This window comes from Serratia sp. SA088 (assembly GCF_049065515.1).
Classification (GTDB): domain Bacteria; phylum Pseudomonadota; class Gammaproteobacteria; order Enterobacterales; family Enterobacteriaceae; genus Serratia; species Serratia nematodiphila.
In genome coordinates, this window is sequence record NZ_JBAKGW010000006.1 from 197415 (window position 1) to 222752 (window position 25338).

25 protein-coding genes are annotated in these 25338 nt (G+C 62.7%); 8 read left to right on the forward strand and 17 right to left on the reverse strand.

The window, feature by feature from the left end:
- Positions 1 to 37 precede the first annotated feature (37 nt).
- The 5 genes from ACOWVD_RS16750 to ACOWVD_RS16770 all read right to left on the reverse strand — a co-directional run bounded on the left by ACOWVD_RS16750 (position 38) and on the right by ACOWVD_RS16770 (position 4669).
- Positions 38 to 700 (reverse strand): DedA family protein, encoded by a 663-nt coding sequence (locus ACOWVD_RS16750; protein WP_049241852.1) that lies wholly within the window; start codon positions 698 to 700, stop codon positions 38 to 40.
- A 78-nt stretch (positions 701 to 778) separates the two neighbouring features.
- On the reverse strand, positions 779 to 1600 hold the full coding sequence (gene truA, locus ACOWVD_RS16755; RefSeq protein WP_049241855.1) for a tRNA pseudouridine(38-40) synthase TruA: 822 nt from the start codon (positions 1598 to 1600) through the stop codon (positions 779 to 781).
- On the reverse strand, positions 1600 to 2610 hold the full coding sequence (locus ACOWVD_RS16760) for an aspartate-semialdehyde dehydrogenase (RefSeq protein ID WP_049241858.1): 1011 nt from the start codon (positions 2608 to 2610) through the stop codon (positions 1600 to 1602). The genes truA and ACOWVD_RS16760 overlap by 1 nt, the downstream gene beginning before the upstream one ends.
- A 110-nt stretch (positions 2611 to 2720) precedes the next feature.
- The gene (gene pdxB, locus ACOWVD_RS16765; protein ID WP_049241860.1) at positions 2721 to 3842 is read right to left on the reverse strand and encodes a 4-phosphoerythronate dehydrogenase PdxB; all 1122 of its coding nucleotides are present in this window, start codon (positions 3840 to 3842) and stop codon (positions 2721 to 2723) included.
- Between the two features lie 53 nt (positions 3843 to 3895).
- Positions 3896 to 4669, reverse strand: a complete 774-nt coding sequence (locus tag ACOWVD_RS16770) for an AraC family transcriptional regulator (protein ID WP_015378596.1) — start codon at positions 4667 to 4669, stop codon at positions 3896 to 3898.
- Between the two features lie 117 nt (positions 4670 to 4786).
- On the opposite strand from ACOWVD_RS16770, the gene ACOWVD_RS16775 reads away from it, so the two are divergent.
- Positions 4787 to 5707: a DMT family transporter gene (locus ACOWVD_RS16775; protein WP_004936141.1), complete on the forward strand. Its 921-nt coding sequence runs from the start codon at positions 4787 to 4789 to the stop codon at positions 5705 to 5707.
- Here the strand turns inward: ACOWVD_RS16775 and ACOWVD_RS16780 are convergent.
- The 3 genes from ACOWVD_RS16780 to ACOWVD_RS16790 all read right to left on the reverse strand — a co-directional run bounded on the left by ACOWVD_RS16780 (position 5704) and on the right by ACOWVD_RS16790 (position 8279).
- Positions 5704 to 7122 (reverse strand): sensor histidine kinase, encoded by a 1419-nt coding sequence (locus ACOWVD_RS16780; protein ID WP_004936144.1) that lies wholly within the window; start codon positions 7120 to 7122, stop codon positions 5704 to 5706. The two genes, ACOWVD_RS16775 and ACOWVD_RS16780, sit on opposite strands and share 4 nt — an antisense overlap.
- Positions 7109 to 7783 carry a transcriptional regulator TctD gene (gene tctD / locus ACOWVD_RS16785; protein WP_421105692.1) on the reverse strand — a complete coding sequence of 225 codons (675 nt, stop codon included), beginning with the start codon at positions 7781 to 7783 and terminating at the stop codon, positions 7109 to 7111. The genes ACOWVD_RS16780 and tctD overlap by 14 nt, the downstream gene beginning before the upstream one ends.
- 166 nt (positions 7784 to 7949) lie before the next feature.
- On the reverse strand, positions 7950 to 8279 hold the full coding sequence (locus tag ACOWVD_RS16790) for a hypothetical protein (RefSeq protein ID WP_049241863.1): 330 nt from the start codon (positions 8277 to 8279) through the stop codon (positions 7950 to 7952).
- 265 nt (positions 8280 to 8544) lie between these two features.
- Here ACOWVD_RS16790 and ACOWVD_RS16795 point away from each other — a divergent pair, with 265 nt between their 5' ends.
- The 3 genes from ACOWVD_RS16795 to ACOWVD_RS16805 are packed head-to-tail and all read left to right on the forward strand — an operon-like array spanning position 8545 to position 11501.
- Positions 8545 to 9525, forward strand: a complete 981-nt coding sequence (locus ACOWVD_RS16795; protein WP_421105693.1) for a Bug family tripartite tricarboxylate transporter substrate binding protein — start codon at positions 8545 to 8547, stop codon at positions 9523 to 9525.
- A 15-nt stretch (positions 9526 to 9540) separates the two neighbouring features.
- Positions 9541 to 9972 carry a tripartite tricarboxylate transporter TctB family protein gene (locus ACOWVD_RS16800; RefSeq protein ID WP_048324522.1) on the forward strand — a complete coding sequence of 144 codons (432 nt, stop codon included), beginning with the start codon at positions 9541 to 9543 and terminating at the stop codon, positions 9970 to 9972.
- Between the two features lie 11 nt (positions 9973 to 9983).
- Positions 9984 to 11501, forward strand: a complete 1518-nt coding sequence (locus tag ACOWVD_RS16805) for a tripartite tricarboxylate transporter permease (RefSeq protein ID WP_016926872.1) — start codon at positions 9984 to 9986, stop codon at positions 11499 to 11501.
- A gap of 34 nt (positions 11502 to 11535) precedes the next feature.
- On the opposite strand, the gene ACOWVD_RS16810 is transcribed toward ACOWVD_RS16805, so the two are convergent.
- Positions 11536 to 12165: a CatB-related O-acetyltransferase gene (locus ACOWVD_RS16810; RefSeq protein WP_421105694.1), complete on the reverse strand. Its 630-nt coding sequence runs from the start codon at positions 12163 to 12165 to the stop codon at positions 11536 to 11538.
- A 156-nt stretch (positions 12166 to 12321) separates the two neighbouring features.
- Positions 12322 to 13317, reverse strand: a complete 996-nt coding sequence (locus ACOWVD_RS16815; protein ID WP_421105695.1) for a DMT family transporter — start codon at positions 13315 to 13317, stop codon at positions 12322 to 12324.
- Positions 13318 to 13489: 172 nt separating this feature from the next.
- Here ACOWVD_RS16815 and ACOWVD_RS16820 point away from each other — a divergent pair, with 172 nt between their 5' ends.
- The gene (locus tag ACOWVD_RS16820) at positions 13490 to 14956 is read left to right on the forward strand and encodes a PLP-dependent aminotransferase family protein (RefSeq protein WP_049241870.1); all 1467 of its coding nucleotides are present in this window, start codon (positions 13490 to 13492) and stop codon (positions 14954 to 14956) included.
- Here ACOWVD_RS16820 and ACOWVD_RS16825 read toward each other — a convergent pair.
- The 4 genes from ACOWVD_RS16825 to ACOWVD_RS16840 are packed head-to-tail and all read right to left on the reverse strand — an operon-like array spanning position 14953 to position 18607.
- Positions 14953 to 15453: a protein disulfide oxidoreductase gene (locus ACOWVD_RS16825; protein ID WP_044030783.1), complete on the reverse strand. Its 501-nt coding sequence runs from the start codon at positions 15451 to 15453 to the stop codon at positions 14953 to 14955. The two genes, ACOWVD_RS16820 and ACOWVD_RS16825, sit on opposite strands and share 4 nt — an antisense overlap.
- Entirely contained in the window at positions 15446 to 16162 is a 717-nt protein-coding gene (locus tag ACOWVD_RS16830; protein ID WP_406888912.1) for a DsbA family protein, read from the reverse strand. The genes ACOWVD_RS16825 and ACOWVD_RS16830 overlap by 8 nt, the downstream gene beginning before the upstream one ends.
- Positions 16159 to 18195: a protein-disulfide reductase DsbD family protein gene (locus ACOWVD_RS16835; protein ID WP_342134569.1), complete on the reverse strand. Its 2037-nt coding sequence runs from the start codon at positions 18193 to 18195 to the stop codon at positions 16159 to 16161. The genes ACOWVD_RS16830 and ACOWVD_RS16835 overlap by 4 nt, the downstream gene beginning before the upstream one ends.
- Before the next feature lie 49 nt (positions 18196 to 18244).
- On the reverse strand, positions 18245 to 18607 hold the full coding sequence (locus ACOWVD_RS16840) for a hypothetical protein (RefSeq protein ID WP_015378607.1): 363 nt from the start codon (positions 18605 to 18607) through the stop codon (positions 18245 to 18247).
- A gap of 205 nt (positions 18608 to 18812) precedes the next feature.
- On the opposite strand from ACOWVD_RS16840, the gene flk reads away from it, so the two are divergent.
- Positions 18813 to 19841: a flagella biosynthesis regulator Flk gene (gene flk, locus ACOWVD_RS16845; RefSeq protein ID WP_044030780.1), complete on the forward strand. Its 1029-nt coding sequence runs from the start codon at positions 18813 to 18815 to the stop codon at positions 19839 to 19841.
- A gap of 4 nt (positions 19842 to 19845) precedes the next feature.
- On the opposite strand, the gene ACOWVD_RS16850 is transcribed toward flk, so the two are convergent.
- On the reverse strand, positions 19846 to 20301 hold the full coding sequence (locus ACOWVD_RS16850; protein ID WP_049239810.1) for a rhodanese-like domain-containing protein: 456 nt from the start codon (positions 20299 to 20301) through the stop codon (positions 19846 to 19848).
- Positions 20302 to 20394: 93 nt separating this feature from the next.
- Here ACOWVD_RS16850 and ACOWVD_RS16855 point away from each other — a divergent pair, with 93 nt between their 5' ends.
- Entirely contained in the window at positions 20395 to 21834 is a 1440-nt protein-coding gene (locus ACOWVD_RS16855; protein WP_421105696.1) for a PLP-dependent aminotransferase family protein, read from the forward strand.
- A 27-nt stretch (positions 21835 to 21861) separates the two neighbouring features.
- Here the strand turns inward: ACOWVD_RS16855 and ACOWVD_RS16860 are convergent, their stop codons facing one another.
- A complete protein-coding gene (locus ACOWVD_RS16860; protein ID WP_421105697.1) occupies positions 21862 to 22758 on the reverse strand; it encodes an endonuclease/exonuclease/phosphatase family protein in 897 nt (298 codons plus the stop codon).
- Positions 22759 to 22975: 217 nt separating this feature from the next.
- Here ACOWVD_RS16860 and pepT point away from each other — a divergent pair, with 217 nt between their 5' ends.
- Positions 22976 to 24223: a peptidase T gene (gene pepT / locus ACOWVD_RS16865; protein WP_197842742.1), complete on the forward strand. Its 1248-nt coding sequence runs from the start codon at positions 22976 to 22978 to the stop codon at positions 24221 to 24223.
- On the opposite strand, the gene ACOWVD_RS16870 is transcribed toward pepT, so the two are convergent.
- Positions 24220 to 25332 carry an SLC13 family permease gene (locus ACOWVD_RS16870; RefSeq protein WP_421105698.1) on the reverse strand — a complete coding sequence of 371 codons (1113 nt, stop codon included), beginning with the start codon at positions 25330 to 25332 and terminating at the stop codon, positions 24220 to 24222. The genes pepT and ACOWVD_RS16870 overlap by 4 nt on opposite strands.
- Positions 25333 to 25338: the final 6 nt, after the last annotated feature.

Sequence of the window (25338 nt, forward strand, 5' to 3'; positions counted from 1 at the left end):
CAAAAAACTGGTCGAACCGACAGGTTAAGCGATGTTTTTACTGTTTTTGCTGGCGGGCGGCCGCGCGCTTGTGGCGCCAAATTTCAATCCCCCCCGGCAGAATCGAAACGATGATGATCCCGACGATCAACAGTTTCAGGTTCTCCTGCACCACCGGCAGATCGCCGAACAGGTAGCCAGCATAAGTGAAGAGCAGCACCCAAACCAGTGCGCCAATCACGTTGTAGGCGGCGAAGTGGCGATAGGACATATGCCCCATACCGGCGACGAACGGCGCAAAAGTACGCACGATCGGCACGAATCGCGCCAGAATAATCGTTTTCCCGCCGTGCTTTTCATAGAACTGATGCGTCTTGTCCAGGTAGCTGCGGCGGAAAATTTTCGAATTCGGGTTGCTGAACAGCTTCTCGCCGAACAATCGCCCGATAGTGTAGTTCACCGCATCGCCGATGATCGCCGCCACGGCCATCAACGCCACCATGGTGTGCACGTTCAGATCGTTGGTCGGCAACGCCGCCAGCGCGCCGGCGACGAACAGCAAAGAATCCCCCGGCAGGAACGGCGTCACCACCAGACCGGTTTCACAAAACAGGATCAGGAACAGAATAGCGTAGACCCACATGCCGTATTGTGCGACCAGTTCGGCCAGGTGCACATCAATATGCAGAATGAAATCAATAATAAACTTGATGATGTCCATAAATTCTCTCATTGATGCCGGGCGTTTCAATCACCCGGCAGAAGCACAAGGGAGCGACGCTTTCAGGCGTGCCGGCGTTTAATCGTCGGGCAAAAACAGCGGCCCCATCGGCGGCCGCGGCAGACCAAAGTGGTCAGGGTAATCCACGGCAACCAGATACAGCCCCTCGGCTCGCGCCGTCGCCGCCGCCAGATTGCGATCCTTCAGCGCCAGCAACTCGGCCATCCAGTTCTCACTCTGATTGCCACAGCCGATCTCCATCAGGCTGCCGACGATGTTGCGAACCATATGATGCACAAAGGCATTCGCCTTGATATCTACCACAATATATTCGCCGTAGCGCGTAACCTTAACGTGTTTTACGCAGCGCCACGGAGTGCGCGACTGGCATTGCACCGCGCGGAACGACGTGAAATCGTTCTCGCCCAGCAGCGCCTGCGCCGCCCGATGCATGCGATCGGCGTCCAGCGGGTGATAAAAATGCGTTACCCCCTGCTGCAGCACCGCCGGCCGGTAGCGATGGTTGAAAATGATATAGCGGTAGCGGCGCGCGGTGGCGCTGAAACGCGCGTGAAAATCGTCGGCGACGGGGCTCACCCAACGCACCGCAATATCCGGCGGCAAATGGGTATTCACCCCCATCGTCCAGGCGGCGTCCTTGCGGCGCGCAGTGGTTTCGAAGTGCACCACCTGCCCGGTGGCGTGCACCCCGGCGTCGGTACGCCCGGCGCACAGCACGGTAATCGGCGCATCCGCCACCTTGCTCAACGCCTGCTCCAGGCGTTCCTGCACGCTGGCCACTTCTTGCTGCCGCTGCCAGCCGTAGTACCGGCTGCCGTCATATTCGATGCCCAGCGCTACCTTCAGCGTCGGCTGAGCGGGCGAGACCACCTCAGACATCAGTACATCTGCTCCTGCACCAGACGCTCGGCGGTTTCGATAGCCATCAACGCGCCGCCGAAGCGCACGTTGTCCGCTACCGTCCAGAACTGCAGCAGCTCGGGGATGCCGTAATCGTTACGCAGGCAACCGATGCTGAGCGCATCGCTGCCGGAAGCGTCGGTGACCTGGGTCGGGTAATCGTCCTCTTCGCTCAGCTGAATGTCTTCGACCTCTTCGAGCTCGCTGCGCGCCTCTTCGGCGGACAGCGGGCGCAGCGCTTCCAGGTGCACCACCTGCGCGTGGCCATAAAACACCGGCGACTGAACGCAGCTCACCGAAATCGGCAGCCCTTCATCCTGCAGCACCTTGCGCACCTGCTCGACGATCAGGCGCTCTTCGCGCACGCTGCCCTGCTCGTCGGCGACAAGCGGCAGCAGGTTGAACGCCAGCTGTTTACCGAAGACGCCTTCCTCGGCCGGAATGCCGTTCAGCAGGCGCGCGCTCTGGCCGGCCAGGTCGTCCACCGCCACCTTGCCGCGCGACGATACCGACATCAGCGTGGTGACGTGCAGACGCGACAGCCCCGCCTGTTCGGTCAGCGGTTTGATCGCCGTCAGCAGTTGGCTGACCATGCTGTCGGCCACCGCCACGATATTGCGGTTACGGTAATCCGCCAGCACCTGCGGGTTAACGCCCGGCACCACCAGCGGCACATCCGGCTCCATGGCGAACAGGCCGCTGGTGTCGATCACCAGGCAGCCCATGTTGCCGGCTTCTTCGGCATAGCGCGCGGAAGCGTCGCTGCCGGCGACGAAGAAGGCCAGCTGCGCCTGCGACCAGTCGAACTCTTCGGCGTTTTGCACCAGAAGAGACTTGCCGTTGAAGCGCACATTGGCGCCCGCGCTGCGTTCGCTTGCCAGAGGATAGAGCTCACCCACCGGGAACTGGCGTTCCTGCAACAATTCCAGCAACGCTTCACCTACCGCGCCAGTGGCGCCGAGCAGCGCGATATTCCAGCCGTCAGACATCGGGTTTTCTCCAGAGTATTTCATTCATAAAAGCACACGGGCAGTGCAATCACCGCCCGATAATCTTTACCGCTCACTGTAGCGGCGTTGGCTTAAGACAACCTTACGCCCTACGCCACGCTGAAGCCCAGCTTGCCGAGCAGCTCGGCGCTGGCGCTGTCATCGCATTGCACGGCCAGCGAAGACCACTCGCGGCGCTCCTGGTAGTGCTTGCGCAGGCGATCGAATTCGCCCGGTTGCCCGGCGACTTTGCGCAATGGCGCATCATCGCGGCGCACATCATACACCAAGTGCATCAATCGTTTTAACCGCGCTTCATCCAGCGGCCCGTTGAGGCGGATCTGGCTGAACTCCGGCGTCGGCAGCAGCGAGGCCAGCGCCACCTGCTGCGGCTGCCCCAGATGGCGGCTGAACGCTTCGAACACCTGGGTGGTGCCGCGCGCCTTGCCTTCCAGCGTATACCCGGCGATGTGCGCGGTGCCGATATCCACCCGCGCCAGCAGCGGCAAGGCGAGGTCCGGCTCCGGTTCCCACACGTCCAGCACCGTGCTCAGCTTTTTGCCCTTTTCCAGCGCCTGCAGCAGCGCGGCGTTATCCACCACCGGCCCGCGACAGGCGTTGATCAGAATGCGGTTGTCCGGCAGCGCCGCCAGCAGGTCGGCATCCGCCAGATGCAGCGAATGGTATGGGCCGGATTTATTCAGCGGCGTATGGAAGGTCAGCACATCGGCCTCGGCCACCAGCTTCTCCAACGGCCAGAACTCCCCGGCGTCGCCGCGATCGGCGCGCGGCGGATCGCACAGCAGCGTGCGCACGCCCAACGCTTTGAGGCGCGCGTCCAGGCGGGAACCGACGTTGCCCACGCCGACGATGCCGACGGTTTTATCCCGCAGGTGGAAGCCGTCGCGTTCGGCCAGCAGCATCAAGGCGGAGAACACATACTCGACCACCGCGATGGCGTTGCAGCCCGGCGCGGCGGAAAACCCGATGCCCTGCCGTTGCAGCCAGGCGTCATCGACGTGATCGGTGCCGGCGGTGGCGGTGCCGACAAAGCCGATGCGGCTGCCGGCCAACAGGGCTTCATTGACCTTGGTGACCGAACGCACCATCAGCGCATCGGCATCCGCCAGCGCCTCAAGCGGGATCGGACGCCCCGGCACCGCCTGCACGTCGCCCAGGCGGCTGAACAGCTCGGCCGCGTACGGCATATTTTCATCAACCAGAATTTTCACTGCGTTCTCCGACGGTTTACGGCTATTGGTCTGCGAAATAGTGTGCCATTGAATCAGGCACGGCGAAAGCGCTCAGGGGTGGTGCCGGCGATCTGCTGGAACATGACGATAAAGGCCGATGCGGAGCTGTAGCCGACGTCCAACGCCACGTCCTGCACGGTTTTGCCCTGCTCGAGCAACGACACGGCATGCAGAAAACGCAGGCGCTGGCGCCACTCGCTGAACGACATGCCCAGATCCTGCTGGCAGCGGCGCGACAGCGTGCGCTCGGTGGTGTAGACCCGCGCCGCCCACGTTGCCAGCGAGGTGTTGTCCGCCGGGCAATGCTCCAGCGCTTCCAGCACCGGCGCCAAAAATTTGTCGTCCGACGACGGCAGATAGGTTTGCTGACGCGGCGACAGGCGCAGCTGGTCGATCAGCACCTGACAGAGGCGCAAATCCTCCTCCGCCTGCGGAATGTACTGCTTGCGCGCATAGAAATCCTCGGCGATGGCGCGGAAGATGGGCGTTACGCTCACCAGACAGGGGTCGGCCGGCATGCCGGCGCACAGCGCCGGCGTAATGTCCACCATGCGGCACTGCGCCAGTCGCTGGTTGTAGCAGGAGTGTTCGATGCCCGCCGGCGCCCACAACACGAACTCCGGCGGCGCCAGAAAGCGCTGCCCGCCGATGCGCAGCACCATCACCCCGGCTTTGACCCACATCAACTGGCCCCAGGTGTGGCTGTGCGGCTGGAATTCGGTGCGCGCGTTAAACTCTTCACAGCGGAACTGCACCGGGTTGGGCGCCGGGATCAGCGACTCAGGGAAATGGCGGATTTCTGGCATGGTTTCGTCCCGTGATTTGTCTTGTTTACGCCGATTTTTGTCTGGATATCGCTATATATGATAAACCAGACACGCGTAGACTAGCCAGCATGTTGGACGTTATTGAGAATAATTATCATGAATATGCTCTTCCCACTGTTGGCCGTGCTGATATGGTCGATTAACGCCGTCGTCAGCAAACTCTCCGCCACCGCCATCGATCCGGCGGCCATTTCACTTTACCGCTGGCTGCTGGCGTTGATCGCCCTGACGCCGTTCGTGCTGCCGGGCGTGCTGCGCAATTGGGCGCAGGTACGCGCCAACTGGTGGAAACTAATGATCCTCGGCTTGCTGGGCATGGTGCTGTATCAAAGCCTGGCCTATTACGCGGCGCACAGCGTCAGCGCGCTGTTTATGGGCATCATCGTGTCGCTGATCCCGCTGCTGACCATCCTGATCAGCATCGTCCTGCTGCGCATTGCGCCGACCGTCGGCGTGCTGCTCGGCAGTATTCTCTCCTTCGGCGGTTTGATCTGGCTGGTCAGCGGCGGCCAGCCCGGCGTGCTGCTGCAGCACGGTATCGGCAAGGGGGAATTGATGATGCTGCTCGCCACCGCCTCTTACGCGCTGTATGGCGTGTTGACCAAACGCTGGGCCATCGCGCTGCCGAACTGGCAATCGCTGTACGTGCAGATCCTGTTCGGCGTGCTGCTGCTGCTGCCTAATTTCCTGATGGCGCAGGATGTCGGCTTGAACGGCCATAACCTGCCGCTGGTGCTGTTCGCCGGCATTCCGGCTTCGATCATCGCCCCGTTCCTGTGGATCCAGGGCGTGATGCGCCTGGGCGCCAACACCGCCTCGATCTTCATGAACCTGGCGCCGGTGTTTACCGCCGCTATCGCCGTGCTGTTCCTGCATGAGCAGTTGCACGGTTATCACCTGATCGGCGGCGGCATTACCCTGCTGGGCGTTATCCTGTCGCAGCGGCTGCGCACGCCGCTGACGCGTAAAGCCAAAGCCCCGGCGGCCGACGTCGAGTCCTGCAAAGAACAGGCTTAAGGCAACAGCCTGAAACGCACCCGCACCAACAGACCGCCCAGCGCGGCGGAGCTCAACAGCTCCGGGCGGGTGCCGTGATAGGCGGTGATGTCCTTCACCAGCGCCAGCCCCAGGCCGGCGCCCGGCTGATCGCCCACGTTGTCCAGCCGGTGAAACGGCTGCAGCGCCAGCGCCTTGTCCTGCAAGGCGATGCCGGGGCCGCTGTCTTCAATCTCCAGCACGCCTTCCCCCGTCGCCTTCTCCTGCGTGAGGCGAGCGGTGACCACGCCCTGACGCGGTGTGTATTTCAACGCGTTGTCCAACAGGTTGGCGCACAGCTCGGCCAACAGCAGCGGTTCCCCCGCCACCTGACACGCCGCTTCACCTTCGAAGCCGAGATCGATCTGTTTGCTGCGCGCCTGCGGCAAGCGGGAAAAACAGGCGTCGCGCAGCACCTGCGCCAGATTGACCGGCTGCAGCTTGCGCTCGGCCTGGTGCTCGCTGGCCTTCAGGCGTGAGAGATACAGCAGGCGGTCGGTCAGTGCCACGGTATTGTCCAGCGTCGCGCTCATCGCCTGCAGGCTTTCGCGCCACTGCTGCGGCCGATCGCTGGCCAGCGCCACCCCGACCTGAGTCTTCAACACCGCCAGCGGCGTGCGCAGCTGGTGGGAAGCGTCGGCGCTGAAACGTTCCTGACGCGCCACCATCAGCCGCAGCCGTTCGATATAGCGATTGAACGCCACCAGCAGCGGCTGCATCTCCGACCACGGCAATACCCGCGGCAAGGGCGTCAGCTCGCCCGGATCGCGCCGCAGCATGATGCCGGAGAGTTTACGCATCGGCTTCAACACCCGCTTGAGCAGCGCGAACGCCAGGATCAGGGTCAACACCACCACCGTGCCCTGACTCAGCAGCGCCGCGATCATCATCTGCCGCGCCAGGTAACGGCGCGACTCCAGGGTTTCCGCCACCAAAATGGTCGCCATGCCGCTCACCCCCGACTCGTTGACCGGCTGAAACAGCGCCGCCACGCGGATCGGCCGGCCGAGATATTCCGCATCGTAAAAATGCACCAGCGCCGGGTAGAGCGTGGAACGCGGGATATGGGGCGGCAGCGACGGCAAATCGTCATAGCCCGAGATGCTTTTTCCCTGCGGCGAAATCACCTCGTAATACAGTTGATCGTTCATGTTGCGCTCGAAGCTGTCGAGCACCACATAGGGCACATCGACCGCCAGCTTGCCTTCGCGCACCACCAGTCGCTCCGCCACGGTGCGCGCCGACGCCAGCAGCGTGCGATCGTAAGCCAGAGTGGCGGCGCTCATGGCGCTGAAATAGTGGGTGTAGATAGAGATGCCGCCCAGCGCCAGCAGCGGCAGGCCAAAAAACAGCAGCAGTTGATAGAACAGCGAACGCGGGGCGTTAAACCACCGCATTGCACAGCTCCAGACTGTAGCCCAGACCGCGCAGCGTGACGATCGCCACGTCGCTGCCCTGCAGCTTTTTCCGCAGGCGGTGTACGTAAAGCTCGATGCTCTCCGGATTGGCCTCGTCGGACAGCGTAAACACCTGCTCGAACAGCTGTTGTTTGGCCACCGGGCGGCCGCGCCGATGCATCAGCGCGGTCAACACCGCCAGTTCGCGCGGCGTCAGCCCCAGCGGCTTGCTCTCCAGCAGAAAATAGCCTTCGTCATGGTAGGTCAACGCGCCGTACTGCAACGCCGGCTGCGGGGCGCCGACGCTGCGGCGCAGCAGCGCCCGAATACGCGCTTCCAGCTCGTCCAATTCGAACGGCTTGGTGAGGTAATCGTCCGCCCCCAGATTCAGGCCCCTTACCCGATCGGCCACGTCGGTGCGCGCCGTCAGCAACAGCACCGGCAGATCCTGCCCGCGCTTGCGCAGGCGCGCCAGCAAATCCAGGCCGTTCAAACGCGGCAGCGCCACATCCAACACCGCCAGCGCATAACGCTCGTTGAGCAACAGATGATCGGCCGCCACGCCGTCCGGGGCGACGTCGACGGCAAACCCGGCGCCGGTCAGCGCCTTTTGCAACCAGTGAGACAGCTCGGGGTGATCTTCAACCAATAACAGTCGCATGTTCCCATTCCATTGATTTTCCTGAACAACCTGGCGCCGACACGGCGTCCGTTAACAGGCTGATAACAAAGAATGGCATGAAAAATAAGGGGATAAAAGAGCGCCGCGCCGCCAGTTTTGGGAGCTGGCACACAATTATGCGTATGGGCGCGATCGTATGGCGGCGCTAAACGAGCGGGATTGGGCTGTGGGCAACGGCAAGCTCCAGCACCGGACGCAACTTTTCCGCGGTAAACGGCGATGAAACCAGCACGGAGCGGTTGTGAGTGGAGAACACCAGATCGATCCCCGTCACACAGGCGGTCATCTGGCAGGCGTATTTTTCGCCATCGGCGCCAGAAAAATGCAATTCAAAAAAACCGATTTCCGCCCGCAGGTGTTTCAAACGACAGCGGCCGGCCTCGCCAACCATATCAACATAAACCTCTGGCAACATCTTAATCGCCCGTACCTTGGCGTTATCCCTGCCGCCGAATAATTTCCCTAACAAAAACATATCGCTAGCACCATATTGATTTCATTCATCATAATTTTACCGCGAAAAAAGCGCGGCAAACCTGATATTACGCAGGATTTTAGCAGGCTTTGCACCCTGTTGTTACTCGCTTACTTATGATAGCGCGCTCTCTTCAGGAGACGCCAATCACAGACTGAAAACTTTTCCGGCCACTGAAAGGTAAATGAAAGGTTGTTGTTTTAACAATCCTGCAACCGCACCCGGCGGGATTTCACAACCAGAACAATACCGAGGGCAAGTCACAATGAAAAAAATAATGACCCGAACCTTTACCGCCGCCGCCCTGTTGCTGGCGGCCTCTCAGTCCTTTGCCGCAGAGGCGCCCAAACGCACCGAATGCATTGCGCCGGCCAAACCCGGCGGCGGCTTCGATCTGACCTGCAAACTGATTCAGGTGTCGCTGCAGGATACCAAGGCCATCGATAAATCGATGCGCGTCACCTATATGCCCGGCGGCGTCGGCGCGGTGGCCTACAACGCCATCGTCGCGCAACGCCCGGCGGAGTTCGGCACCGTGGTGGCCTTCTCCGGCGGCTCGCTGCTCAATCTGGCCCAGGGCAAGTTCGGCCGCTACAACGTGGACGACGTGAGATGGCTGGCGGCGGTCGGAACCGACTACGGCATGATCGCAGTGCGCGCCGACTCGCCTTACAAGACCCTGAAAGACCTGATGGACGCTTTCCAAAAAGATCCCAACAGCGTGGTGTTCGGCGCCGGCGCCTCCATCGGCAGCCAGGACTGGATGAAAACCGCGCTGCTGGCGCGTGAAGTCGGCGTAGATCCGCGCAAGATGCGCTACGTGGCGTTCGAAGGCGGCGGCGAGCCGGTCACCGCGCTGCTGGGCAACCATATTCAGGCGGTTTCCGGTGACCTGAGCGAGATGGTGCCTTACCTGCAAGGCGACAAGATCCGCGTGCTGGCGGTGTATGCCGAGCAACGTCTGCCGGGCCAGCTGGCCGACATTCCGACCGCCAAAGAGCAGGGATACAGCCTGGTGTGGCCAATCATTCGCGGCTTCTACGTCGGGCCGAAAGTCAGCGATGAAGAGTATCAGTGGTGGATCGACACCTTCCAGAAAATGATGGCGACCGACGAATTCAAACAGCAGCGCGATCTGCGCGGCCTGTTCGAATTCAACCTGACCGGCAAAGAGCTGGACGCCTACGTGAAGAACCAGGTTGCCCAATACCGTGAGCAGGCGAAAGTGTTCGGCCTGGCCAAATAACCGCAGGGGAAAACCATGAGCGATCGTATTTTTGCCGGCTTTTGGCTGCTGCTGTGTATCGGCGGGCTGTTCATCGGCTGGGGCATCCAGAGCGAATACAGCTATGAACCGCTGGGGCCGCGCCCGTTCCCGCTGGCGATCCTCAGCCTGATGGCGCTGTGCGCGGCCCTGCTGTTGCTGCGCCGCCCGCAGGCGGTGGAGTGGCCGCACAGCAAGGTGCTGCAGCGGCTGCTGGTGCTGGTGATCACCCTGGTGCTGTATGCCTGGGGCTTTGAATGGCTCGGCTTCCCGCTGGCGACCGCGCTGCTGACGTTCAGCATCGGCCTGTTGTTTCAGGCCAGCCTGCCGGCGGCGGCCATCTCCGGCGTCATCATGGGCGCAGCGTTGTACTACGCCTTTGACCAACTTCTCGATGTCACACTGCCGCTCGGCGCCTGGCTGAGCTAACGGGAGCGATGATGGATACCTGGATGTATTTGACCCAAGGGTTTGAAGTGGCGCTGGTGCCGCAGAACCTGATTATCGCCCTGATCGGCTGCTTCGTCGGCACCATCGTCGGCCTGTTGCCGGGGCTGGGGCCGATCAACGGCGTGGCGATCCTGCTGCCGCTGGCGTTCGCCCTCAAACTGCCGGCCGAATCGGCGCTGATCCTGCTGGCGACGGTGTATATCGGCTGCGAATACGGCGGGCGCATCTCGTCGATTCTGCTCAACGTGCCGGGCGACGCGGCGGCGATCATGACCGCGCTGGACGGCTACCCAATGGCGCAGCAGGGGCGCGCCGGCGTGGCGCTGTCCATCTCGGCGGTCAGCTCGTTCGTCGGCTCGATGATCGCCATCGGCGGCATCATTCTGTTCGCGCCGTTGCTGGCACGCTGGTCGCTGGCCTTCGGCCCGGCGGAATATTTCGCCCTGATGGTGTTCGCCATCGCCTGCCTCGGCAGCATGATGAGCCAGAACCCGCTGAAATCGCTGCTGGCGGCGCTGATCGGCCTGGGGCTGGCGACGGTGGGCGTCGACGCCAACACCGGCGTTTACCGCTTTACCTTCGACAGCGTGCACCTCTCCGACGGCGTGCAGTTTATCGTGGTGGTGATCGGCCTGTTCTCGGTCAGTGAAATCCTGTTGATGCTGGAAAGCACCAGCGCCGGGCAAAAGCTGGTGCGTAAAACCGGCCGGTTGCTGTTCAACCGCAAAGAGGCGGCGCAGTGCGCGGGCCCGACCCTGCGTTCGTCGGTGATCGGTTTCTTCGTCGGCATTCTGCCGGGCGCCGGCGCCACTATCGCCAGCGCGCTGACCTACATGACCGAGAAGAAAATCAGCGGCAACAGCGATACCTTCGGCAAGGGCGATATCCGCGGCGTAGCTGCGCCGGAAGCGGCCAACAACGCCTCGGCCTGCGGTTCGTTCATTCCGATGCTGACGCTGGGGGTGCCGGGTTCCGGCACCACGGCGGTGATGATGGGCGCGCTGACGCTGTACAACATCACCCCCGGCCCGGCGATGTTCACCGAACAGCCGGATATCGTCTGGGGGCTGATCGCCGCGCTGCTGATCGCCAACGTCATTTTGTTGATCATGAACCTGCCGCTGGTCGGCCTGTTCACCCGCATGCTGACCATCCCGTTGTGGTTCCTGGTACCGGCGATCGCCGCGGTTTCGGCGGTGGGGGTTTATGCGGTGCACAGCACCACCTTCGACCTGCTGCTGATGGTCGGATTGGGGGTGTTCGGCTACATCCTGCGGAAAATGCATTTCCCGATGTCGCCGCTGATTCTGGGCTTTGTGCTGGGTGAGATGCTGGAACAAAACCTGCGCCGCGCGCTGTCGATCAGCAACGGCGAGTTCGGCATTCTGTGGAGCAGCAGCATCGCGCAAACGCTGCTGGTATTAGCGGTCGCGGTGCTGGCGTTGCCGCCGCTGCTGCGCCTGATGCGCAAACGCCGCCAACCGGCGGCCGAGGCCAAGGCCGAGTAACGCGAAACGGGCGGGGATCCCCCGCCCGTGGTGTTTAACGGCGCAAGGCCGCCATTCCCCTTTCCAGCGCCCCGATATCGTTATCGGCAAGCAACGGCTGAATCACCGCAAAGTCCACCTCGGACAAGTCATAGAGGCGCAAGGCAAGCAACCGTGCGATGACTTCCGGCGCGAACCGCCAACGGATAAACCTCGCCGGGTTACCACCGACGATGGCATAAGGCGCAACATCGCCGGCCACCACGCTACCGGCGGCGACGATCGCCCCCTCGCCTATCGAGATCCCCGGCATCAGCATCGCCCGCATGCAGATCCAGCAGCCGTCACCCAGCCGGGTATCGCCTTTGGGACGGTATGCCTGCTTGATGGTTGCCATAAACGGGTACAGGCTCAGCCAGTCGATGCGATGGGTGTGATTACCGCCCATCAGGATCACCGCTTCGGCCGCGATGCACACATAATCGCCGATCAGCAGGCGATCTATTTCGCCCAGCGGCTGCCATTGGCGGCTGACCGCGTCGCCGTGCAGATAGCGCACCACCGAGCGTTCGAAGCCGTTATCCCAGCAGTCGCTGTAGTAGCTGTGGGTGCCTTTGACGATGATATTCGGGTTGGTCACCGTCTGATGCAACAGTTCGGTTTGGGACCAGTGTTTTTCGGACATGGCGTATTCTCTTGTTACCGGAATAAAAGCCACGGAACGGAATGTCTGTGGCCGTGTTGTCGTTCACTCAACACGGCCATTCAAGCGATAAGCGCTCGTTTCAATCTCGGGTTATTCATCATTAGTGCCTCTCTTGCGAGGCACAAGGGTAACCGATCACGCCTCGGCGGTCTTGCTTTTCAACAGCAGCACCCCGCCCATCACCAATGCGCTGCCCAGCAGCTGCAGCTGATTCATGCTTTCCCCCAGCAGGAAGTAGGCGATCACCGCGGTGAACACCAGTTCCAGCGACAGGATCAGGTTGGCCACCGCCAGCGGCAGCGTTTTCAGGCTGATGTTATACAACCCGAAGCCCAACAGCGTCGGCCCGGCGGCCAATGCCAGCAGCAACAGCCAGCCGCTCCACTGGATGCCCTGTGCGCCGTGCGACAGGAACCACAAATCGCCGGCCATGCCGTGGAACGCCGCCAACGGGAACGCCGTCAGCGCCGCGTTGAACGTCAGCTGATACAGCGCCGAAAAACCGAACACGTACAGGATGGTGTTCCACACCGGATAGCCGCGTTCGCTGGCCACCCGCCCGCCGAGGGTATACAGGGTATAGCCGATGCCCGACAGCATCCCTACCAGCAGCCCCAGCAGATCGAAGTGGCTGTTGCCCATGCTGTCGCCGTTGCTGACCAGGAAGCAACCGCCCAGGCTGATGGCGATCACCAGCAGTTGGCGCAGCGTCAGGCGCTCGCTGTACATCACCCAGCCGAGGAACACGGTAAAGCCCACCGAACAGTAGGTCAGTATGGTCGCCACCGACGCGCCATTCAGCGCTACCGACAGCGTCCACAGGCTGTTGAACAGCGCCAGCAGCAGCCCGTAAAGCGCGTAGAACACCACCTGCTCACGGCGCAGACGCGCCCACTGCGGTTTCACCAGCAACAGCAGCGGCAACAGCACCAGCGCCACCAGCGCCGCGCGCCAGAACGCCAGCACGAAGGTCGGCAGTTGATAGTACTCGGTCAGCGCGCGGATGATGATGGCGGTAAAGGCCAGCAGCATGGCGCTGATAATGGCGATGACGTAACCCTGGCTGCTGCCCTGAAAGAGGCGCGCGCCGGGCAACGCCGGCCGGGCGGAAACGCCTGACGGTAATGACATGAGATCCTCGGGAAAATGGCGACATAAATGCTCAGGCGCACAGTGTAACGCGGCCATTTTTTCCCACTATAGCCACTTTTCAGCGTTGTCATGCAGGCCACTTTTATGCGCTTGAAGCCCTGTTGACATGGGGTATAGTAAAAAACCATCTCCCTAACCGGGCCAATTTCGCATGCACATCCCGTTAGATCGCGAACAGGACGTTCCGCTGTATTTGCAGATCGAAGAAGCGCTGCGGCGCGCCATCCTCACCGGCGTGTTCGTGGATGGCGACAAGCTGCCCTCGACACGCACGCTGGCTGCCGAATTGGCGGTCAGCCGTTTGACGGTGGATAACGCCTATGCCGAACTGGCGGCCAAGGGCTTTTTGCACCAGCGGCGCGGCAGCGGCGCCTATGTCGCGCACCCGCAGGCGCAAACGCGCCCGGCCCGGCCAACCAGCAACGCCCCTTTCCCGCTGGAGAGCTTCACCACCCTCACCTCGCGGCTGGACGGCTACGCCGACGCCCCGCTGCCGGAGGGGCTGATCAACTTCGCCGCCGGCGTCGGCAGCCCCAAGATATTTCCGCTGGAGGCGTTTCGCAAAGTGCTGCTGTCGGTGCTCAGCCGCCACGCGGAAGAAGCCTTCAGTTACGGCGAATACTGCGGCTACTACCCGCTGCGCGATACGCTGAGCCGCATTCTCAGCGCCCAGGGCATCCCCACGCAGGCCGAACAGGTGCTGATCACCAACGGTTCGCAGCATGCCATCAGTCTGGTGGTGCAAAGCCTGCTGGCGCCGGGTGATACGGTGATCGTCGAAGAGCCGACCTACGCCGAAGCGCTGGGCCTGCTGCGCCAGCACCGCATCAATATCGTCTCCGTGCCCGGCGATCGCCACGGCATGCTGGTCGATCGACTGCCCGAGCTGCTGGAACGCCACCGCCCTAAACTGATCTACACCATCCCCAACTTCCACAACCCGACCGGCCGCTGCCTGAGCGAGGCCCGCCGGCGGCGCCTGCTGGCGATCGCCCAACAGGCCGGCGTGGTGATCCTGGAGGACGACTTCGTCGGCGATCTGCGTTATCAGGGCAAACAGCTGCCGTCGCTGCGCGCGCTGGCGCAGCCGGGCGCGGTGATCTACGTCAGCACCTTCTCCAAAATGCTGCTGCCCAGCATGCGCATCGGCTATCTGGTGGCGGACAGCGAACACTATCAGCGTTTCGCCAGGCTGAAACACGTCGACAGCTTCACCAGCTCCAGTCTGATCCAGCGGGCGCTGGACGCGTTCGTCACCGTCGGCCGTTACGACAAGCAGCTGCGGCGCGCCGGACGCGTCTACCGCCTGCATCTGGAAGTAATGATCGACGCGTTGCAACATCGGCTGCCGCCGGGGTGCCGTTTCGAAACGCCGCAAGGCGGCTTGTTTATCTGGCTGACGCTGCCGGAGGCGGTGACCACCGCCGAGCTGATGCCGGTGGCCTGGCGACACGGGGTGACCTTCGCGCGCGGCGAATGCTTCTATGCGCAGGAACAGCTGGGCGCACACGGCCTGCGGCTGAATTTTGCCGCCAACTCGCCGCCGCAGATTGAAGAAGGTATCGCCCGGCTGTGCCGGGCGATTGAGCAGGTAATAACGGAGAAAAACGCCGGTTAGACGGCGGCCCACCACAGCCGCAGCTTCATCCCCCAGTAGCTGGTCCAGCCGGTGGTGCTTTGCACCACCTTGCCCTGCGAGATCACCACGAAGGTCGGCGTGACGCCAATCCGCCACTGCGCCGACAGCGCGCCGGCCGGATCGTTGACCACCGGCAGCGCCAGCCGTTTGCGCGCCAGCCACTGCTTCACCTGGGCATCATCGCCCGAGCGCAGCGCGACGGTCAGCACGTTGCCGCCCGCCGCCTGCAAGCGGGCGACGTCCGGCGTGGTGAAACGGCAAACGCCGCACCAGCTGGCCCAAAAGTAAACCAGCAGCGGCCGCTCATCGCTGAGCTGCGCCAACGACACGCGCTCGCCGTCCAGCGAGGTCAGCGTCTGGGCATCGAAGGCCGGCGGCGCCTGCGGCGCGTTCAGCCAATCCATCACCGTGACCACCGCCAATGCGATCAGCGCCAGCAGCAACAACTCGCGCCCCCAGCGCTTGAACTTAGCCATTGCTAGCCTTCGCCAGCTGCTGTTTCACCATCGCTTCCAGCTCTTCATACGACACCGCCCCCGGCAGCATTCGATCGCCGATCAGCGTCGCCGGCGTCCCTTGTACGCCCAGTTGCTCCGCCAACGTCATATTGGTGCGCAGCGTGGTCATGCTCTGTTCGCTCGGCGCCACCGCCTTGACGCCGGTTTTCTCTTGCGCGGCGGCGATGCTGGCATTGTCGTGGAAGCCCTTTTTCGCCATCAGCCGCTGGTGCAGGACCCAGAATTGATCCGGGTGCTGTTGCCAGGTGGTGAGCGCCACGCGCGCCGAACTGACCGAGCTTTCGCCCTTGAACGGCAGCAGCTTCACCACCAGCGCCACGTCCGGGTATTGCTTGACGATCTTCTCCAGCATCGGATCAAAACGCTTGCAGTACGGGCAGTTATAGTCGGTAAAGGTCACCAGCGTCAGTTTGGCGTTGGCGGCGCCCAGGCGCGGGCTGGCCGGATCCTGGTACAGCGTTTTGGCGTTCTGCTTGATAGCCTGGCTGATTTGCTCGCCGGCGGTTTGCTGCTGCCAGGCGTCCACCGCCTGCGCCAGAATGTCCGGATTGGACACCAGCGTTTCGCGTATCATCTCTTTGATACGCGCCTCTTGCGCCGGGGTAAAAGGCTCGGCGGCCCACGCTGGGGCGGCGATGATCATCAGTAAAATCAGTAGTTTTTTCATTGTTCGGTTCCTTTGGCATGGGAAAGCGTTTGCAGCACGGCGTCACGGGTCAACAGCGGGGATAGCACCACGCCGTCCGGGCTGCCGGGGCCATAGACTTGGTTGAAAGGCACGGCGACGCTGCCGCGCTTTTGCAGGAAGGCGCCGATGTCGGCCGATGGACGGCTCCAGTCGCCGCGCAGCGCGACCACATCGTCGGCGCTCAGCGCGCGCTGTACGTCATCACGCAGCAGCACATTGAATTTGTTGGCTTTACAGGTCACGCACCAGTCGGCTGTCACGTCGACGAACACCCGCTTATGCTGCGCCAGCGCCTCGGCGATCGCTTGCTCGCTCAGCGGTTGCCACTGCACCCGATCCTGCAACGGTTGGCGCCACAGGCCGGCGCTCAGCGATCCGGCCAGCAGGACCACACCCGCCAGCACCACAGTGCCCGCCGCCAGCTTGGCCGCCAAGCGTGCCCCCTGTTGGCGCCACACCGCCAGCAGCAACGCCAGCAGCGCCAACGCCCCCAGCCACAGCGTGGCCTGCACGCCGATATGGTTGCTCAGCAGGCTCAGCAGCCACAGCGACGACGCCAGCATCAGCAGCCCCATCGCCAGCTTGACGGTATTCATCCAGCGGCCGGGGCGCGGCAATCGCAGCGCCAGCGACGGCCAGGCGGCGATCAGCAGCCACGGCAGGCTCATGCCGATGCCAAGCGCGATGAACATGCCCCACAGCACCGGCAGCGACGCCGCCAACGCGAAGGCCACCGCCGTGCCGAGAAACGGCGCCGAGCACGGCGTCGCCAGCAGCGTGGCGAACGCGCCCTGCCAGAAATGGCCGCTCAGACCGCGCCCGTTATGGGTCGCCAGCGAGGTATTCAGATCGGACGAGAGACGCAAATGGAACAGGCCGAACAGGTTGGCGCTGAACAGCAGCGTCACCAGCACCATACAGCCGATAAACCACGGATTCTGGAACTGAATGCCCCAGCCGAGCGCGTGGTTGCCGAGCCGCAGCAGCGTCATCAGCAGGGCCAGCGCCATAAACGAGGCGACGATGCCCAGCGATGACGCCAGGAACTGCAAACGCACGCTGTGCCGATCGCGCCGCTCCACCTGCAGGATCGAACCGAGCTTGATGCCCAGCACCGGCAGCACGCACGGCATCAGGTTGAGGATCAACCCGCCCGCCAGCGCCATCAATACCGCCTGCCACAACGGGAACGCCGCACCGGCGGGTGCGGCCAACGGATCGCCAATCGGCAGCGTAATCTGCTGCGCCATGCCGCCGTCGTCGATCACCAGCGTCAGCGTTTTGCCGCGCAGGTCCGGCGCCGCATCGCCCCAGCCATCGCTGACCGGCACTCGCGCCAACAACCGATCGCCGTCGGTTTCAACCTGCGGCTTGCCGAGATCGGCATCCGCCAGCGTATCGAAGAACAGCGCAGGCTGTTGCCAGCCGGCGGCGCGTTCGGCGGCAATCTGCAGCTCGCCGCTGCGATACCCGGCCTTGACGCTTTCCGCCAACCCGGCGGCGATCGGCACCTGCCCCATCGCCTGCGCGAAATCGTGATTAAACTGCGGATCGTTCGGCGTCGCCAGATCCAGACTGAACGGGTAGTCAGTCAGAATGCAGACGTTGCTGCAGGTGGACAGCGTCAGCGTACCCGCCAGCGGGCCGGATACCTGGCCTGACATCACGATCGGCAACGTGACCCGATCGTGATAACCCTGGGTGGAAATGCCGGCCACCTCGAAACGCTGCGGCGTCGGCCAGTGCCAGGTCGCCGGCGGTGGGTTGCCTTGCCAGACGATAGCCGGCGCGATGCCGCCTTCGCCCGGAGAGCGCCAATAGGTTTTCCAGCCTTTTTGCAGCTCGACCGACAGCAGCAGGCGGGTCTCCCCCGGCCGTGACGTGTCGGCGCGCAGTCGCACCTTGGCATGATCGTTGGCCGGATTTTGCAGCCAGCCGCTGTCCGCCGCCTGCAAGGCAGGCAGCCACAGCATAAACAGGCAAGCGCAGGCCAGCCTGATGATTTTCAACATGTTAATTCTCCATAAATGATTAATTCACCACGAAAAACGGGCGATTAACTCATTCACGGAAGACGCATAATCGAAGGTGCACCCTGAGGGTGGGTGGTGAAATGGCGCGAGGAGGAGGAATGCGCAGACGCGCGGCAATGGTCGGCGCCAACAGCGCCAGCAGCAGACCCAGCCCGAACAGCACGGTTTCGAACATCACCGGCGGCGCGGCCAGCAATGACTTGGCGCTCAGCTCACAGGGCGTCGGCTGCGCTTCGGCGGCCTCATCGCCGGATTGAACGGCGGTGGCGGCCGGGATCCCCAGCGTTTGCTGCAGCGCATGCAGGCCCGCCATGCGCTGGGTCATGCACGTCAGCACCACCAGGCAAGCCAGGCATAAAAACCATTTTGCAATCCGCTGCCGTTTAACCATGCCATCCTCATGTTCAGATCTGGGGTTATCTTAGCGGCGCAGACGCGATTAGCAACGTTTTGTCGGTAAAGAAATGTCTGAGCGGCGGTATTGATGGTGGCGATTTACAGGTATCATAGTGGGTAAGCCTGCGCTTTTCGCCGGGTACGATGACGATTCTCTCCTCCAGGCATTCTGCGGGGATACACAGCGAAGGACTGGTGATATGCAACCTTTGAGTGGGCCGGGCACCCCAATCGCCGGCGAACGCCCCCCCTCCCCGGGCAAAACGGCGGCCACTGACGATCAACCCCTCTCTCCGGCGCAGCGCACGACGCTGGAAAAACTGATCGTGAAAATCATGACGCTCAGCCCGGTCAAATCGGCGGAGATCTGGGCGTCTCTGCGTCACGATCTCGGCGCCGACAAAGGCGGCGAACTGCTGGCGCGCCATTTTCAACCGGCGGAACAGCTGCTGCAAACGCGCCTGACGCAGGCGCAACAAAACCATGCCGGGCGCCAACTGCTGCAACAGCTGGCCGAATTGCTGCCGCAGGGCAATAACCGCCAGGCGGTCAGCGACTTTATTCGCCAGCAGTTCGGCCATACGGTGTTGAGCCAACTGAGCCCACCGCAATTGCAACAGGTACTTAATCTGTTGCAAACCGGCGGCCTGACCATTCCCCAGCCGCAGCAAACCGCCACCAGCGATCGCCCGCTGCTGCCCGCAGAGCATCAAAGCCTGCAGCAGCAGATCACCAAACTCAGCGCCGCCACCGGCGAAGCGCCGGCTAAAATCTGGCAAACGCTGTTCGATCTGGCGGGCGTGAAAACCAACGATCCGCTGCCGGCGCGCCACTTCCAGCTGCTGAACCAGTTTTTACAGGTGAAGGTGGCGCTCAGCCCGCAGAACGCGCCGACGCTGAACAACCTGCTGGCGGCGCTCAAGCAGCCGGCGGACGAGCGAGAACTGCAGCAGATGAACGACTATTGCCAGGCGCGCTTCAACTGCGGCGCCAATGCGCCGCTGACGCATCCGCAAATGAGCGACGCCATTCATCAGCTGTTTGCCCGCCGTCTGGATAAAGCCGGCCAGGCGCAGCCGATCGCCAGCCACCCTGTCGAACCGCAGCCGCTGCTCAACCCGCTGATCGCCGCCTTGCCTCTGCCGCTGCAAAAAGCGCTGAGCAAGCCGGCCGTAGCGCTGATCCTGCTGCTGTTGGCGTTGGCGATCGTGCTGGCGCTGGTGTTTTAACGCCTCAGGCGCAGCCGCAGTCCTCAGCAGCCGCCCGATCGCGCAACGATCCCGGCTGTTCTCCGATGGCCAATGGATGGCCATCGCGCAGCCAGAAGTCCAGCCCGCCGATCAGCTCCTTCACCCTGAATCCCAGTTTCGCCAGCTTGTAAGCACCTTTGGTGGATCCGTTGCAGCCAATGCCGTCGCAGTAGGTCACATACACTTTCCGGCGATCCAGCTGCGCCGTGCCGGCTTCATCCATCAGGCGATGCGGCAAACTGAGCGCACCGGGGATATGCCCGGCGGCGTACAGCGCCTCCGCGCGGGTGTCGATCACCACCATCCCGTCCACGCCATTGCGCAGATCTTCCGCCACATCCCAGGCATCCGCATAGCGGCTCAGTTTAGCCGCCAGATAGGCCAGGCTTTCTTCCGGCGCCGCCGGCGGAAAAGCCAGCACCAATGATTCTTTCGACATATCACTTACTCCCGTGCATCAAGACAGATGACAATAGTGCCCCATTTTGGTCTTATGATTGATACCCATTATCCACAGATGATAAGACCCATTATGCGGCACACGCTGATCACGCTGTTTCAGCAATCGCCCCAGGCCGTCGGCACGCTGCGCGAACGTCTTTGTGCAGCATTGCGGCAGGCCATCCACCACGGCACATTGAACATTGGGCAACGCCTGCCCTCCAGCCGAGTGCTGGCTGGGGATCTGAAACTCTCAAGGGTGACCGTCGAAGCAGCGTACGGCCAGTTGGAGGCGGAGGGGTATTTGCAGCGCCGCGTCGGCCAGGGCACATTTGTGGCTATCCGCATCGCCAAATCGCTGCCGCCGCCGCCGCCGCCTCGCACCGCCATGCCGCGCCTTTCGCAACGCGGCCAACAGATCGTGCAAACCGGCGGCTGCCGCGATCCGCAGCAGCCACAGGCGTTTGCCGCCGGCTCGCCGGATCTGCGCGCGTTTCCGCTAGCCTTGTGGAAGCAACTGACCGCACAGCGCCTGCGGCTACAGGGAGAAAGCCTGTTGCGCTACGGCGACCCGCAGGGCTATTTGCCGCTGCGTGAAGCGATTGCCGCCCACGTCAACCAAACGCGCGGCGTAATCTGCGATGCAAACCAGGTTATCGTGCTGACCAGTTCACAGCAGGCGCTGCAGCTGATCGCCACGTTGCTGCTGGACAGCGGCGACAGCGTCTGGATGGAAGAACCGGGTTACGCCGGGGCGAGAAACGCCTTTATCAGCGCCGGCGCCGCCCTGACGCCGGTGGCGGTAGACGGCGACGGCCTGCGCGCTGAGCCCTCCTTGCCCGAGCCGCGTTTGATTTATTTGACGCCCTCGCACCAATACCCAACCGGCGCAGCGCTCAGCCTGGCGCGCCGCTTGGCACTGCTGACGCTGGCGGAAAAGCAGCAGGCCTGGATCATTGAGGACGATTACGACAGCGAGTTTCATTACGACGGCCTGCCGATACCGGCGATGCAGGGTCTGGATCGCCGTGGCCGGGTGCTGTACCTCGGCACCTTCTCCAAATCGCTGTTCCCTTCGCTGCGGTTGGCGTACCTGATCGTACCGCCCACGCTGGTTGAAGCGTTCGTCACTGCACGCACGGTGTATGACGGCCACAGCGCGCAGCTGATGCAGGCGGTCACCGCCGAATTCATCCGCCAGGGGCACTTCGCCGCGCATATCCGCTACATGCGCCAACTCTACCATAGCCGGCGCGATGTGTTGCTGGCGGCAGTACGCGAAAAACTCGACCACTTCGCCACCCCCGCTCCCGCCGCCGGCGGCCTGCAGCTCAGCGTCTGGCTGCTGCCCGGCCAGGAGGCAGCGCTCAGCCGGCAGGCGCGGCGGCTCGGCATCCTTACGCCCGGGTTAACAGCGCAATACCAAACGGATCAGGCGCAGCGCGACGGGTGGCTGCTGGGCTTTTCGGCCCTGACGCCGGGCGAGATCCGCAGCGCCGTCGAGCGGCTGGCGCGGATCACCGTGGCTTAGCCTGGCCCCAATGGGACGCCGATCGGCTTATTGTTCGGTCAGGCGCATCTCCGCCACCAGCGGCAGGTGGTCGCTTACCGCCGGCCAATGCACGCCGTTCCAGTCGCCGCTGGTGTTCGGCACCGTCAGGCTGTCCAGATGCCAGCGCTGCGCGTTGCCGGTGAAGATGTAATCCACCTTGATCTCGGCGTTTTCCGCCGGCCAGCTGCGGCCGTCCTGCCCGTTGGGCATGATATCGTTCCAATAACGGCTCAGCTCCAGCCAGGTGACGCTGCCCGGCACATCGTTCATATCGCCGAACAGCAGCTTGATGCCGCGCACTTCGATGGTGCGATCGTTCAGCTCCCGTACCTGATCCAGACGCATCGTCGGATCTTCCTTGGTATCGAGGTGGGTGTTGAACAGGGTGATCGGCGTCGGGAACTCCGGCACATCGACCTTGGCGCTGAAGGCGATGCGCTGTTCGCGCTGGCCGGACGGCAGCGGATAGATCACGGCGTCGTGCAGCGGATACTTCGACAGAAACGCCAGGCCGTATTCACCGCCGTCGAAATCGATCGCCCGGCCGAACACCGCCTGCATGCCGGTCAGTTTCGCCAGTTCCGCCGCCTGATCGACCCGCCCGCTGCGGGCGGTGAGTTTATCCACCTCCTGCAGCGCCACCACGTCGACATTCATCGCGCGAATCGCCTTGGCGATGGCGGTCATGTCGCTGACCTTGCCGGCGGCGATATTGAAGCTGGCGACGCGGATCTTCGGCGCCTGCTCCAGTTCGTAGGTTTTGTTCTTCAGGCCGCCCAACGCGCTGGCCACTTCGCGGCTGTTGGCGTTGCTGTTGGAGTGCCCGGTATCGGCAGACGACCAGGCGCTGTGAGAGATGCCCAGGGACAGTAAGGTGATAAGCAGAGCGTGACCGGTGTGCATGAATTCTCCTTGAGGGACAGATAAGTGTTATGTGGGCGCTTCCTGGCCCACAGCTAACACCGATTTTGCCGCAGAAACCTGCGACTATTTCCTAGTTGCACCGCTATTTTTCGTTTCTGCGCGATGCTTCGCATTCTGGCGGTTTACGCATTGCACCGTTGGACAAACGGCTGATTTCGTTTTAAAACCGGTAGATTGCCAACCGCAAGGAGTTCCGATGACCAGCCCGATTGCCGAACAGCTTACCGAACGTTTCTTCCGCTATCTGGCGGTGACCAGCCAGAGCAACGCCGCCGCAGCCACCCTGCCCAGCACGCCGGGGCAGCATGAGATGGCGCAACTGTTGGCCGACGAGCTGCGCCGGCTCGGCCTGGCCGACGTGCAGATCGACGAGCACGCCACCGTCACCGCCCGCAAGCCCGGCACCCAACCCGGCGCGCCGCGCATCGGCTTCATCACGCATATCGACACCGTGGACGTCGGCCTGTCGCCCGAGATTCGCCCGCAGCGCCTGCGCTTCACCGGCGAGGATTTATGCCTGAATGCCGAGCAAGGCATCTGGCTGCGTACCGCCGAGCATCCGGAGATCCTGCCCTACCGGAACGAAGAGATCCTGTTCAGCGACGGCACCAGCGTGCTGGGCGCCGACAATAAGGCGGCGGTCACCGTGGTGATGACGCTGCTGGCCAACCTGACCGCGGCCGATCGCCACGGCGATATCGTGGTGGCGTTCGTGCCGGACGAAGAAATCGGCCTGCGCGGCGCCAAAGCGCTGGATCTGCAGCGTTTCTCCGTCGATTTCGCCTACACCATCGACTGCTGCGAACTGGGTGAAGTGGTGTACGAGAATTTCAACGCGGCGGCGGCGGAGATCCGCATCGAGGGGGTGACCGCCCACCCGATGTCGGCGAAAAACGTATTAATCAACCCGATACGCATCGCCAACGACATCATCAATCGATTCGACGTGCAGGATACCCCAGAGCACACCGAGGGGCGCGAGGGTTATTTCTGGTTCACCGATCTGGCCGCCAACGCCAATCAGGCGACGCTGAAGGTGTCGATTCGCGACTTCGATCGCGCGGCGTTCGAGGCGCGCAAGGCCCGCCTTGAGGAGACGGTGCGCCAGGTGGCGGCCAACTATCCGCGCGCCAACGTCAGCTGCAGCGTCAGCGACATCTACAGCAACATCAGCAACGCCATCGGCGAGGACCGGCGCGCTATCGATCTGATCTTCGGCGCCCTCGCCGCCCACGGCATCCCGCCGAAGGTGATCCCGATGCGCGGCGGCACCGACGGCGCGGCGCTCTCCAGCCGCGGCATCCTGACGCCCAATTACTTCACCGGCGCGCATAACTTCCACTCGCGCTTCGAGTTTTTACCCGTCAGCGCCTTCGTGAAATCCTATCAGGTGACCCGCAGCATTTGCCTGCTGGCCGCGCGGCAAAGCGGCCAACCGGCTTAGCTCATCACCCAGCCGAGCGACGCGGCCCATGCCAACAGCGGCAGCGAATAATAGTGGAAGCGCAACCAGATCTTGCGCTCCCCCGCCATGCGCAACGCAATCAGGTTGGCGAGCGATCCGATCGCCAACCCGAAGCCGCCGGCGTTGACCGCATAGGCCAACTGAGCGCTGGAGGGCATATAGTTGAGCAACAGTATGGTGGCCGGCACGTTGCTGACGATCTGCGACAGCCCGACGCCCAACGCATACACGCTCCCCTCGCTCAGCCCGGCGATGGCGGCGAACGCCGGCTGAAGCGGCGGCAAACGGGTAAACAGGCCGACATCGATGAACATGGCGGCGAACACGAAAATCAGGCTCCAGTCGATCTGCAACAGCACTCGGCGCGCCAGCAGCAAGAAACCGGCGAACACCGCCAGCAGCCCATACAACGGCAGATCGAAATCGAGACACAGCAGGAAAACCGCATACAGCCCTACACAGCTCAGCAACAGCGGCCGCTGGTAGGGATAGCCCTCGGTATTCGGCGTTTTCACGATGTCGCGCGCCGGGAAGCTGAACCAGGTCAGCGCCAGCAGGCTCAACATCATTGCGGCGCCAAACGGCGCCATCTGGCCGATGAAACCGAGGAAAGAGAGGCCGGAACGGCTCCACAGCAGGATATTTTGCGGGTTGCCGATCGGCGTCAGCAGCGAACCGGCGTTCACCGCCAGCGCCTGGAAGATGATCAGGCGGCCGACCGGCAGCGCCGACAGCTTTTTCAGCGTGATGGTGAGCGGTATGACGATAAACAGCGCTACGTCGTTAGTCAGAAACGACGACAGCAGCGCGGCGGAGAACACCAGGAACAGCGCCAGCCGCCGTTCGCTGTGCAAGCGGTTGATAATCTTGCGGCCGACAAAATCGAAGTAGCCGCTGACCTCAACGCCTTTGGTCAGCAGCATCAGCCCCAGCAGGGTGATGAGGGTACGGCCGTCGATAAAACCACCCAGCGCTGCCAGCGGCTGCGGATGAAAGGCGAACATCGCCACGCCGGCCAGCAGCAATGCATGCAAGAAACGGTCTTTGGCAAAGGGATGGATGAGCCGGGAAATGGCGGTTGAACTCATAGCGGC